The organism is Corynebacterium testudinoris (assembly GCF_001021045.1).
Lineage (GTDB): Bacteria > Actinomycetota > Actinomycetes > Mycobacteriales > Mycobacteriaceae > Corynebacterium > Corynebacterium testudinoris.
Genome location: NZ_CP011545.1, coordinates 1254516 through 1267100, shown reverse-complemented (window position 1 = coordinate 1267100; position 12585 = coordinate 1254516). Strand labels below are relative to the sequence as shown.

Here is a 12585-nt window from a genome sequence, read left to right as displayed (position 1 = left end):
TGTGTGTGTGTTTTGTTGGTCTATTAGTACCAGTCACCTCCACACCTTACAATGCTTCCAGATCTGGCCTATCAACCCCGTCATCTACAGGGGACCTCACACGAAACCTCATCTCGAAACAGGCTTCCCGCTTAGATGCTTTCAGCGGTTATCCCTTCCGTACGTAGCCAACCAGCCCTGCCCCTGGCGGAACAACTGGCACACTAGAGGTACGTCCGTCCCGGTCCTCTCGTACTAGGGACAGCCTTCCACAAGTTTCTACGCGCGCGGCGGATAGAGACCGAACTGTCTCACGACGTTCTAAACCCAGCTCGCGTGCCGCTTTAATGGGCGAACAGCCCAACCCTTGGGACCTACTCCAGCCCCAGGATGCGACGAGCCGACATCGAGGTGCCAAACCATCCCGTCGATATGGACTCTTGGGGAAGATCAGCCTGTTATCCCCGGGGTACCTTTTATCCGTTGAGCGACACCACTTCCACAAGTAGGTGCCGGATCACTAGTCCCGACTTTCGTCCCTGCTCGAGTTGTCACTCTCACAGTCAAGCTCCCTTGTGCACTTACACTCACCACCTGATTACCAACCAGGCTGAGGGAACCTTTGGGCGCCTCCGTTACATTTTGGGAGGCAACCGCCCCAGTTAAACTACCCACCAGGCACTGTCCCCAACCCAGATCATGGGCCAAGGTTCAGGTATCCAATCCGATCAGAGTGGTATTTCAACAACGACTCACACACAACTAGCGTCACATGATCACAGTCTCCCACCTATCCTACACAAACCGAACCGAACACCAATACCAAGCTATAGTGAAGGTCCCGGGGTCTTTTCGTCCTGCCGCGCGTAACGAGCATCTTTACTCGTACTGCAATTTCACCGGGCCTGTGGTTGAGACAGCAGGGAAGTCGTTACGCCATTCGTGCAGGTCGGAACTTACCCGACAAGGAATTTCGCTACCTTAGGATGGTTATAGTTACCACCGCCGTTTACTGGGGCTTAAATTCTCCGCTTCGACCCCCACAAGGGAGATCTAACAGGTCCTCTTAACCTTCCAGCACCGGGCAGGCGTCAGTCCGTATACCTCAACTTCAACGTTTTCGCACGGACCTGTGTTTTTAATAAACAGTCGCTTCCCTCTATTCTCTGCGACCACCACCAGCTCAAAAACGAAATGTTCTATCACCAACAGTGGCCCCCCTTCTCCCGAAGTTACGGGGGCATTTTGCCGAGTTCCTTAACCACAGTTCACCCGAACGCCTTAGTATTCTCTACCTGACTACCTGTGTCGGTTTAGGGTACGGGCCATATACATACATCGCTAGAGGCTTTTCTCGACAGTACGGGATCACCACATTCACCCACAAAGGGCTACGCATCACGCCTCACACACATTGAGGGGCGGATTTACCACTCCCCTCGTGCCACACGCTTACACCACAATCCAATAAGTGGCGCGGCTACCCCACTGCGTCACCCCATCACTTGGCTACTACCAGATCAGGCCCCACGCACTCCCACCACCAACCACAGCAAAACTGCAGTCCGATGATGATCGCGGGTGGTTAGTATCACTGATTCACACATGGGCGCACATACACGGGTACCAGAATATCAACTGATTGTCCATCGACTACGCCTGTCGGCCTCGCCTTAGGTCCCGACTCACCCTGGGAAGACGAACTTGACCCAGGAACCCTTAGTCATCCGGCGGATGAGATTCTCACTCATCAATCGTTACTCATGCCTGCATTCTCACTCGCACACACTCCACGCCCCCTCACGGTAACGCTTCACAGCAGTGCACGACGCTCCCCTACCCAACACCCACCCCAAAGGATGGGTTGTTGCCGCGGCTTCGGCGGTGTACTTGAGCCCCACTACATTGTCGGCGCAGAACCACTCGACCAGTGAGCTATTACGCACTCTTTCAAGGATGGCTGCTTCTAAGCCAACCTCCTGGCTGTCTTCGCGATCCCACATCCTTTTCCACTTAGTACACGCTTAGGGGCCTTAGCCGGCGATCTGGGCTGTTTCCCTCTCGACTATGAAGCTTATCCCCCACAGTCTCACTGCCATGCTCAACTTAACTGGCATTCGGAGTTTGGCTGACATTGCTAAGATTGTCGTCCCGCTCAACCAACCAGTAGCTCTACCTCCAGCAAGCAACACACAACGCTGCACCTAAATGCATTTCGGGGAGAACCAGCTATCACGGAGTTTGATTGGCCTTTCACCCCTACCCACAACTCATCCCCTCAGTTTTCAACCTAAGTGGGTTCGCGCCTCCACAAAGTCTTACCTCTGCTTCACACTGGCCATGGGTAGATCACTCCGCTTCGGGTCCAGGACATGCCACTAACAACACCCTCGTTAGGATTCGCTTTCGCTACGACTACCCCACACGGGTTAACCTCGCGACATGCCGCTGACTCGCAGGCTCATTCTTCAAAAGGCACGCCATCACACACAAGAGGTGCTCTGACGGATTGTAAGCACATGGTTTCAGGTACTATTTCACTCCCCTCCCGGGGTACTTTTCACCATTCCCTCACGGTACTATCCGCTATCGGTCACACTGAGTATTTAGGCTTACCGGGTGGTCCCGGCAGATTCACAGCAGATTTCACGAGCCCGCTGCTACTCGGGAAAAACACCAACACACACCACAAGCTATTAACGTACGGGACTCTCACCCACTCCGGTAGGCCATCCCAGACCACTCCCGCTCAACTTGAGATAATGCGCGATGAGGTGACAGCCCCACCAAGATGCATCCCACAACACCGCATGCGCAACCCCTGTCAGGTATCACACACACACGGTTTAGCCTCATCCACGTTCGCTCGCCACTACTAGCGGAATCATTATTTATTTTCCTCTCCTGCGGGTACTGAGATGTTTCACTTCCCCGCGTCAACCTCCACCACGACTATGAATTCATCGTGAGGTGACCACCCATAACGATGGCCGGGTTTCCCCATTCGGACATCCTCGGATCAACGCTTAGTTGTCAACTCCCCGAGGCTTAACGCAGACTCACACGTCCTTCATCGGCTCAGCATGCCAAGGCATCCACCATGCGCCCTTACACAAACACACACCCCACACACCACACACCCACCCCAAAAAGGCAAGCACGCAGCATGCGGAGCATAAAAAACACAACACTATAAGCCCACAGACTCACAGCACAACAAAAAATAAAGATGCTCGCGTCCACTATACAGTTCTCACACAACACACCACCCACCCATCCACCACCCACCCCACACGGAGGCACAAGGGAAGTAAACAACATGGATGATCACAGTCGAAACAACAATGTTGTCCCAGACACCCAACAGCATGCCAATGCACAAAAACTTTCAACGCTTGCGACAACAACCACACCATCAACCACACGTGGCATGCGATCCACCCGATTAATAAAACGGCAGCGGGTCAACACTCGTGACCACCAACCACCACCCCACACACCACAACCAGATGTCAAGCAACAACCACAACTGTGACCATCACCCACACCAACGGTGCGCGGGAAAAAAATACTTAAGCTCCTTAGAAAGGAGGTGATCCAGCCGCACCTTCCGGTACGGCTACCTTGTTACGACTTCGTCCCAATCGCCGATCCCACCTTCGACAGCTCCCCCCACAAGGGTTGGGCCACTGGCTTCGGGTGTTACCAACTTTCATGACGTGACGGGCGGTGTGTACAAGGCCCGGGAACGTATTCACCGCAGCGTTGCTGATCTGCGATTACTAGCGACTCCGACTTCATGGGGTCGAGTTGCAGACCCCAATCCGAACTGAGGCCGGCTTTCAGCGATTAGCGCACCCTTACGGGCTGGCAACGCGTTGTACCGACCATTGTAGCATGTGTGAAGCCCTGGACATAAGGGGCATGATGATTTGACGTCATCCCCACCTTCCTCCGAGTTGACCCCGGCAGTCTCTCATGAGTCCCCACCATAACGTGCTGGCAACATAAGACAAGGGTTGCGCTCGTTGCGGGACTTAACCCAACATCTCACGACACGAGCTGACGACAACCATGCACCACCTGTATACGAACCACAAGGGAAACCACATCTCTGCGGCGATCTCGTATATGTCAAGCCCAGGTAAGGTTCTTCGCGTTGCATCGAATTAATCCACATGCTCCGCCGCTTGTGCGGGCCCCCGTCAATTCCTTTGAGTTTTAGCCTTGCGGCCGTACTCCCCAGGCGGGGCGCTTAATGCGTTAGCTACGGCACAGAAGTCGTGGAAGACCCCTACACCTAGCGCCCACCGTTTACGGCATGGACTACCAGGGTATCTAATCCTGTTCGCTACCCATGCTTTCGCTCCTCAGCGTCAGTTACTGCCCAGAGACCTGCCTTCGCCATTGGTGTTCCTCCTGATATCTGCGCATTTCACCGCTACACCAGGAATTCCAGTCTCCCCTACAGCACTCAAGTATTGCCCGTATCGCCTGCACGCCCGGAGTTAAGCCCCGGAATTTCACAGACGACGCGACAAACCACCTACGAGCTCTTTACGCCCAGTAATTCCGGACAACGCTCGCACCCTACGTATTACCGCGGCTGCTGGCACGTAGTTAGCCGGTGCTTCTTATCCAGGTACCGTCACCACCCCCAAAGGATGGCTTCGTCCCTAGCGAAAGAGGTTTACAACCCGAAGGCCGTCATCCCCCACGCGGCGTCGCTGCATCAGGCTTGCGCCCATTGTGCAATATTCCCCACTGCTGCCTCCCGTAGGAGTCTGGGCCGTATCTCAGTCCCAATGTGGCCGTCCACCCTCTCAGGCCGGCTACCCGTCGACGCCTTGGTAGGCCATTACCCCACCAACAAGCTGATAGGCCGCGGGCTCATCTCGTACCGAAAAAACTTTCCACCCCCCACACTAAAGGAAGGTTATATCCGGTATTAGACCCAGTTTCCCAAGCTTATCCCGAAGTACGAGGCAGATCACCCACGTGTTACTCACCCGTTCGCCACTCGAGTACCCTGCAAGCAGGGCCTTTCCGTTCGACTTGCATGTGTTAAGCACGCCGCCAGCGTTCGTCCTGAGCCAGGATCAAACTCTCCATAAAAAAATTTCAGAAGAAACAATTCAAGGCAGAGCCCAAATTCCCAACCAAAAAACAAACAACCAACGATTTTACAAAAAAATCATCAACTGCTCACACCCACCCCCACACCCGACGGGGCAAAACAAGGAGGCGGGCTAAAAAAAATATACGACAACGATTCACATCACTGCACGCACCGGACACACTCACCACCCACACACCCCCACCACAAAAGCAAGAACATGCACATGGCGCGTTATTTACCGTGGCACCCGATCCAAAAAAAAGGTACCACCCGGCACACACCAACCACACCCACCAACAACACGCCGGCAGGCACAGCTGGCCAACAGCACAATCATCATCACAAACAAAAGTACATTGGCACACTATTGAGTTCTCACACAACATCTGCACGCAGCTTCTCACCCAAGGGCTTGTCGTCTGCGGCTGGAGGTCCGACTCTAGCTGATCTCTTCAATCAAAGTCAACTCTGAGTTAATCTCCGTGTCATCTTCGCAGTGTCTCGGTTTCCCTCGTCCCTGCTCGGCGACTTGGACTAAGTTACGGCAAACGCCCCTACCCGGCAAATCGCCAGGTAGGGGCGTATATTTCACGCAAAGAGACAACCGTTAGACGGTCACTCGGACGCCAGCGAAGTTCTTCTTCCCTCGCCGCAGTACCAACCAGGCCCCATGGAGCAGATCGTCCGCGGCGGGCTCCCACTCTTCGCTCTCAACGCGCACGTTGTTCACGTACACACCGCCCTCTTTGACGGAACGGCGAGCGGCGCCCTTGGACTCGGCGAGACCGGATCCGACGAGTAGGTCGACGATGGGGCGCGGCTGGTCGCCCGTGACCTCAAACACCTGGGTCTCGGACACGGCAGAGGCCAGGGTCTTTTCGTCAAGTTCGCTGAGTTCAGCACGCCCGAACAACGCCTGCGCGGCCAATTCAACCGCAGCGGTGGCCTCCTCGCCGTGGACGAGGTTGGTCATCTCGCGGGCGAGGCGCTTTTGGGCCTCGCGTTTGAAGGGGCGCTCGGCAACTTCTACCTCGAGTTCGTCGAGTTCTTCCTGGCTGAGGAACGTGAACCACCGCAGGTAGCGGATGACATCGGCGTCGGCGGCATTGATGAAGTATTGGTACCAGGCGTAGGGGCTGGTCATCTCCGGGTCAAGCCAAAGGGAGCCGCCGCCTGTCGATTTGCCGAACTTCTTGCCTTCGGAGTCAGTGACCAGCGGCACGGTCAGGGCATGAACGGCGTCGCCGTCCATTCGGCGGACGAGGTCGACGCCGGCAACGAGGTTGCCCCACTGGTCGCCGCCACCCACCTGCAGGGTGCAGTCGAAGTTGCGGTGCAGCTGCACAAAGTCATTGGCCTGGAGCAGCATGTAGGAGAACTCGGTGTACGAAATACCGTCGTTGTCCAGGCGACGCTTGACGGTGTCGCGCGCCAGCATGGTGCTGAGGGGGAAATGCTTGCCAATATCTCGCAGGAAGGCGATGACGGACAGGTTCTCAGTCCAGTCGTTGTTGTTGACCAGTTGGGCGGCATTGTCGCCCTCGAAGGAAACGAAACGAGAAAGCTGGCCGGAAATTCGCCCTGACCACTCGGCAACGGTGTCGGCGGAGTTCATAGAACGTTCGCCGACGTCACGCGGGTCACCGATCATGCCGGTAGCACCACCAGCGAGGACGAGGGGTCGATGCCCGGCTTGCTGGAAACGGCGAAGCATGAGCAGCGGCACGAGGTGCCCTGCGTGGAGGGAGGGACCTGTGGGGTCGAAACCGCAGTACAAGGTGATCGGGCCGGCGTCGGTGGCCTCGCGAAGTTTGTCGAGGTCAGTGGATTGGTTGATGAGCCCGCGCCACGTCAGCTCGTCGATGATGTTCATGAAAATGGTGATCCTTTAGTGTTCGTTGGTGGAAGCTGGCGGCCAGGGAGTCGCTTCGTCGATAAGCATGACGGGGATGCCGTCATCGATGCGATAGGCGAGGCCGAGCCGTTCATTGACCAGGACGTTGTCCTCTTCCAGATAGGTCAGCGGGCCCTTGTCCTTGGGACAGGCCAGGACCTCCAACAATTGCGGATCAAGACTCATAGTGGCTCATCGTACCCGGCAGCGAGAGGGACGAGAAAACCCCGACATCCTCGGGTTCGAGGTGTCGGGGTTGGTGGGCAACTTAGCTGCGCACCGGCGTCGTCGCCCACGTCACGTGAGCTTTCGACGCTTCGGCCACGCGCTGGCGTTGCTCGTTGACGCGAACGCCGGCTGTGCCGCCTCGGGTCGCGCGGGAGGCCACGGCACCATCGATGGTCAACACCTCTCGCACGGCGGGGGTCAGTCGCTTATCGACGCCCTGCAGTTCCGCGTCAGTGAGTTCGTCCAGACCCACGCCCCGCGCCTCTGCGAGGCGCACGCATGCGCCGGAAGCTTCGTGCGCCTCACGGAACGGAACGCCCTCCCGCACCATCCACTCGGCCAGGTCCGTGGCCAGGGTGAATCCTGCGGGGGCGAGCTCACGCATGCGATCTTCATGGAAGGTGAGGGTGGAGACGAGCCCCGTCATCGCCGGAAGCAGCAGGTTGAGCTGGGCGATCGAGTCGACGATCGGCTCCTTATCTTCCTGCAGGTCGCGGTTGTAGGCCAAGGGCTGAGCCTTGAGCGTGGCCATGAGCCCGGCGAGGTTGCCGATGAGGCGACCGGTCTTGCCGCGGGTGAGCTCGGCGACGTCCGGGTTCTTCTTCTGCGGCATGATCGACGAGCCCGTGGACCACGCGTCGGACAACGTGACGTAGCCGAATTCGGGAGTACACCACGCGATGATTTCTTCGGCGAGGCGAGACATATCAACGGCGATCTGGGCGAGCACATAGGCCGTCTCGGCCGCGAAGTCACGCGAGGAGGTTGCGTCGATGGAGTTATCGGCGGCCGAGTCGAAGCCCAGCTCCGCGGCGATTGCTTCGGGGTTGAGCTGGAGGGAGGAGCCCGCGAGGGCTCCGGAACCATAAGGGCTCACGGCCAGGCGCTTGTCCAGGTCGCGGATTCGCTCGATGTCGCGCAGCAGCGGCTGCGCGTGGGCGAGCAGCTGGTGTGCGAGTAGGACGGGCTGCGCGGCCTGGAAGTGGGTCTTGCCTGGCATGATGGCGTTGGGGTGGCGTGCGGCCTGGTTAACGAGGGCGTCGATAAGCTCGGTCGTGCCGACCGCGATGCCGCGGACGGCGTCGCGGACCCACATGCGAAACAGCGTGGCCACCTGGTCGTTGCGGGAGCGGCCTGCGCGCAGTCGTCCGCCGACCTCGGGGCCGACGCGATCAATGAGACCGCGTTCCATGGCACCGTGGACGTCCTCGTCGGTCGGCTCGGGACGGAAGCTGCCGTCGGCGACGTCGCGACCCAACTGCTCCAACCCGGCCAGCATCGTGTCCAGATCCGCATCCGACAGCAAGCCAGCAGAGTGCAGGACCTTGGCGTGCGCCTGGGAGGCGAGCACATCATAGGGGGCGAGCACCCAGTCGAAATGCGTGGACACGCTCAGGGCGAACAGTGCCTCGGCGGGGCCGCCGGAGAAGCGGCCACCCCACAGGGCGCCCTCGTTGGTTCCGTGTTGCTCCATCTACTTGGCCTCCCGGTCCCGACTGTTGGCGATCTTGGAGGACAGGCCGTGCAGCTCCACGAAGCCCTTGGCCAGCGTCTGGTCGAAGGTATCGCCGGTGTCGTAGGTGGCCAGGTTGAAGTCGTAGAGCGAGTGGTTGGAGCGACGGCCATTGACCACGATGTTTCCAGCGTGCAGGACGAGGCGGATGTCGCCGGTGACGTGCTCCTGAGTGGATTCGATGAAAGCATCGAGGGAGCGCTTCAGCGGGCCGAACCAGAGGCCGTCGTAGACCTCCTCGGACCAGCGGGCGTCGATAAGCCGCTTGTACCGTGCCAACTCACGCTCAACGGTGACATCCTCGAGGGCCTCATGGGCCTTGATGAGGACGAGGGCTCCGGGTGCCTCGTAGATCTCGCGGGACTTGATGCCCACGAGGCGGTCCTCGACCATGTCGAGACGGCCCACGCCCTGCGCGCCGCCGCGGCGGTTAAGCTCCTCGATGGCCTCCAGCACGGTGACGGGGCGGCCGTCGATGGCGACGGGCTTGCCACCCTCGAAGGAGATGATGAGTTCATCGGGGGCGTTACCCAGGGACGGATCCTCGGTGTAGGAATAAAGGTCCTTCGTCGGCGGGTTCCACAGATCCTCCAGGAAGCCGGTCTCGACGGCGCGGCCCCACACGTTCTGGTCAATGGAGAACGGCGACTTCGTCGACTGCTCGATGGGCAGGTCAATTTCCTCGGCGAAGGCGATGGCCTTGTCGCGGGTCCAGGCGTAATCACGGGCCGGAGCAATGATCTCCAGGTCCGGGTTGGTGTTACGGAAACCAACCTCGAAGCGGACCTGATCGTTTCCCTTACCGGTGCAGCCGTGGGAAACGTGGGTGCCGCCGTGCTCGCGGGCGGCTTCGACGAGGTGCTTGACAATCAACGGGCGGGAAATCGCCGAGACCAGCGGGTACTGCTTCATGTACATGCCGTTGGCCTTGATGGTGGGCAGGCAGTAGTCGTTGGCGAACTCGTCCTTGGCGTCAATGACGATGGACTCCACCGCACCGCAGTCGATCGCACGCTGGCGCACGGACTCCATGTCTTCGCCCCCCTGGCCCAGGTCGAGGGAAACAGCGACAACTTCGCCACCGGTCATCTTGGCCAGATAAGGGATGGCGACGGAAGTGTCAAGGCCACCGGAGTAGGCGAGGACGACGCGTGCAGTCATGGAAATTTCTCCTTAAAGGAAAGTACTTGCAGGAAGTAAGTGGTGATACGGATTAGAGAGTACCGGGGTCTCACCGCGAGGTGAGCAGCTCCCCCAGCTCGTGCCCGGTCATGGGGTCCCGGGCGAGGACGAAAATGGTGTCGTCGCCGGCGATGGTGCCCACAACCTCGTCGAGGGAAACCCGGTCAATGAAGCTGGCCAGGTATTGCGCGGCGCCCGGCGGGGTGCGCAACACCGCGGTGTTGCCGGAGGAATCGACAGCGACGACGAGCTCATCGAGCATCCTTCGCAGCTTCTCCCTCGGCCCAGACAGCGACTCCGCCAGGGCTTGTTCGACGACGCCGACCGTGTAGTAGGCGCGCCCGTCATCGGGGCGAACCTTCTTGGCACCGAGCTCATCCAGGTCCCGCGACAGGGTGGCCTGAGTGATGTCGAAGCCTTCGTCGAGGAGCAATTCGGACAGTTGCACCTGGCTGGACACCCGGGTTTTGTCGAGGATGTCGAGGATCTTCGCCTGCCTCGCAGTGCGGGTGGCGGGAACGCTCATCGCTGACCCGGCTGATTCTCGAGCAACCACACCAGCAGGGCCTTCTGGGCGTGCAGGCGATTTTCCGCCTCGTCGAAGACGCGGGAGGCGGGGCCGTCGATGACTTCGGCGGTCACTTCGTTGCCGCGGTAGGCCGGGAGGCAGTGCAGGAAGATCGCCCCATCGTTGGCCTGACCCATGATCTCCTCGGTGACCTGGTAAGGCAAGAAGGGGGTCCGACGATCCTTGCCATCGTTTTCTTGCCCCATGGATACCCAGGTGTCGGTGATGACCACGTCCGCGCCTTCCACCTCGGCGAGGTCACAGGTCACGGTGACGGTGGCTCCGGTCTCCGCTGCACGCTGGCGCGCCCGCTCGACGAAGCGCTCAGCTGGGTGGAAGCCCTCGGGTGCCACGATGGAGATATCCATGCCCGCGGTGGCGAATCCCAGCATGTAGGAGTTGGCCATGTTGTTATCGCCATCGCCGAGGTAGACGGCCTTCTTGCCGCGAAGGCCGGCCGGGCCTTCCTCGGGGCTGAGGTTTTCCACACACGTCTGCAGGTCCGCGAGGATCTGGCAGGGGTGCAGGTCATCGGACAGAGAGTTGATGATCGGCACCGTCGACGTTTCGGCCATGGCGTGGAACCCCTCATGGTCGAAGGTCCGCCACACGATGGCCTCGACATAGCGGGACAGCACCGCGGCGGTGTCCTGCAGGGTCTCGCCCTTGCCCATCTGGGACTGGCTCGCATCCACCACAATGGGGTGTCCGCCCAGTTGAGCGATGCCGGCGTCGAAGGAGAAACGCGTGCGCGTGGAGGTCTTATCGAAGAGGACGGCCACCGACATCGGCCCTTCGAGCGGACGCTTGGACAGCGGGGCCTTCTTCAACTCTGCAGCGAGGGTGAGTACCTCGGCCTGCTCAGCCGGGGTCAGGTCATCGTCGGCGAGGAAGTGCCGGACAGCGGGTTGCGTCATGTTAATTCTCCTGGAAGTTCAGTTCAACGAGTAGATCATTGAGGGCTTGGCCCGCCGTGGCGATCTCCTCGTCGGTGATCACCAGCGGCGGGGTGAGCCGCAGGACGTTGGCAGCGGGGGCGTTAAGCACCAGGCCGTGCTCGAATCCCTTCGCCACCGCTTGCTTTGCGACGTCGCGGTCCAGCACCACACCCAGCATCAGTCCGCGTCCGCGGACCTCCTGCACGCCGACAATCTGGGATACCTTGCCCGCCAGCACCTCACCCTTGCGGGCGACCTCAGCGCAGAAGGCATCGTCAACGATGGACAGCACGGCGTTGGCGGCCGCGCAGGCAATAGGGTTGCCACCGAAGGTCGTGCCGTGAGCACCCGGGGTGAACAGCTCGGCTGCTGCGCCGCGGGCGACGGTAGCGCCAATGGGCAGGCCGCCGCCGAGGCCCTTGGCCATGGTGATGACATCCGGCAAGACCCCGTCATGCTCGAAGGCAAAGAAGGTGCCGGTGCGGCCCACCCCAGTCTGGACCTCATCCACGATCATGAGGATGCCGTGCTTGTCGCACAGATCCCGAATACCCTGCAAGAATCCCTCCGGCGCCGGGATCACCCCCGTCTCACCCTGGATAGGCTCCAGGATGATGGCGGCCGTGTCCGTCGGGTTCGCTTCGACGAGTTTGGTGAGGTAGTCGAGGTCACCATAGGGATAGAACTCCACGCCGGCGGGCATCGGCTCGAAGGGCTCGCGCTTGTCCGGCTGCCCGGTCATCGCCAGCGATCCCATGGTCCGGCCGTGGAAGCCGTGGACGGCGGCCAAGATGCGCGTCCGCCCGGTCAGGCGGGCAAGCTTGAAGGCCGCTTCGTTGGCTTCGGCCCCGGAGTTGCAGAAGAACACGCGGGCGGAATCGTCGCCCACTTTCTCCTTCAACGCAGCGGCCGCGCGGACCACAGGCTCGGAGGCAAAGAGGTTGGACACGTGCCCAAGCGTCGAAAGCTGCGAAGTCACGGCCTCGATGATCGTCGGGTGGGCGTGTCCGAGGGAGTTAACGGCGATGCCGCCGAGGAGGTCGATGAGTTCTCGGCCTTCGGCATCCACCACGACGGCGCCGTGCCCGGAGACGAGCTCCACCGGTGGGGTGCCGTAATTGTTCATCAACACCTGGTTCCATTGTTCTACGGCATGGGGCATGC

At 59.8% G+C, this 12585-nt stretch carries 7 protein-coding genes and 2 rRNA genes; all 9 read right to left on the bottom strand.

The features are described from left to right. Positions 1-3: 3 nt before the first annotated feature. The 9 genes from CTEST_RS06125 to CTEST_RS06085 all read right to left on the bottom strand — a co-directional run bounded on the left by CTEST_RS06125 (position 4) and on the right by CTEST_RS06085 (position 12583). Positions 4-3101 (bottom strand): 23S ribosomal RNA (locus CTEST_RS06125). A gap of 463 nt (positions 3102-3564) precedes the next feature. Then, positions 3565-5094: ribosomal RNA gene (locus CTEST_RS06120) — 16S ribosomal RNA — on the bottom strand. Together the 16S and 23S rRNA genes form the textbook arrangement of a ribosomal RNA operon. 611 nt (positions 5095-5705) lie before the next feature. After that, entirely contained in the window at positions 5706-6977 is a 1272-nt protein-coding gene (gene tyrS / locus CTEST_RS06115) for a tyrosine--tRNA ligase (protein WP_201774835.1), read from the bottom strand. Between the two features lie 9 nt (positions 6978-6986). Beyond that, positions 6987-7178, bottom strand: coding sequence for a Trm112 family protein (locus CTEST_RS06110; protein WP_047252995.1), 192 nt, complete (start codon positions 7176-7178; stop codon positions 6987-6989). Between the two features lie 82 nt (positions 7179-7260). Further along, positions 7261-8694 (bottom strand): argininosuccinate lyase, encoded by a 1434-nt coding sequence (argH, locus tag CTEST_RS06105; protein WP_047252994.1) that lies wholly within the window; start codon positions 8692-8694, stop codon positions 7261-7263. Continuing rightward, a complete protein-coding gene (locus CTEST_RS06100) occupies positions 8695-9894 on the bottom strand; it encodes an argininosuccinate synthase (RefSeq protein ID WP_047252993.1) in 1200 nt (399 codons plus the stop codon). Positions 9895-9964: 70 nt separating this feature from the next. After that, positions 9965-10441 (bottom strand): arginine repressor, encoded by a 477-nt coding sequence (locus CTEST_RS06095; RefSeq protein ID WP_047252992.1) that lies wholly within the window; start codon positions 10439-10441, stop codon positions 9965-9967. Continuing rightward, positions 10438-11400, bottom strand: coding sequence for an ornithine carbamoyltransferase (gene argF / locus CTEST_RS06090; RefSeq protein WP_047252991.1), 963 nt, complete (start codon positions 11398-11400; stop codon positions 10438-10440). The genes CTEST_RS06095 and argF overlap by 4 nt, the downstream gene beginning before the upstream one ends. Position 11401: 1 nt before the next feature. Continuing rightward, positions 11402-12583 carry an acetylornithine transaminase gene (locus tag CTEST_RS06085; RefSeq protein ID WP_047252990.1) on the bottom strand — a complete coding sequence of 394 codons (1182 nt, stop codon included), beginning with the start codon at positions 12581-12583 and terminating at the stop codon, positions 11402-11404. Between the last annotated feature and the right edge of the window lie 2 nt (positions 12584-12585).